Source organism: Paraburkholderia sp. BR10923, from assembly GCF_040948765.1.
In the GTDB taxonomy this organism is placed as follows: domain Bacteria; phylum Pseudomonadota; class Gammaproteobacteria; order Burkholderiales; family Burkholderiaceae; genus Paraburkholderia; species Paraburkholderia youngii.
The window spans coordinates 1-462 of sequence record NZ_JBFPKO010000164.1; the positions used below are offsets into that span (position 1 = coordinate 1).

The window sequence follows — 462 nt, forward strand, 5'->3', positions numbered from 1 at the left end:
TCTCCATTGCTCTCCCAGCGTATCCATCAACATTGCGGGGAAACGTACTCATTGTCCATCCGGCACCCATGGTGGACATGCGAACGCCTAGAACCGTTCACGAAATCCAAAGCTCACAATCGCCTGCGACTGCGTCGCCGCCGAGTGGCCGTTGCCCTTGTCCGAGACCGAAGCCGTGGCCGCTACTGGTTTACCGAGTGCATCGAGCGTCATGCCCGAAGCGTGCTGGTAGCCGGCTAGCAGATACACCGTCGAGCGCTTCGAGAGGTCATACAGCGCGCCCAGTGAGACGTTGTGGTATTGCGCCTCGTCTTCGATGCCGTCCACATGGCCGCCGCGCGTGTAGCTATAGCCTGCGAACAGATGTATGTGAGGTTGCACTTTCCACATGCCGAAAAGGCCGGCAATATTGAACGTCGCAGTTCCCGAATAGAGCGAGTTCGCACCGGCCTTGTATTGTAC

1 pseudogene is annotated in these 462 nt (G+C 58.0%); it reads right to left on the reverse strand.

Going from position 1 to position 462, the window contains the following annotated elements:
* Nucleotides 1-87: 87 nt before the first annotated feature.
* Nucleotides 88-462 (reverse strand): annotated as a pseudogene (locus AB3X94_RS41925) (porin); the annotation flags it as partial.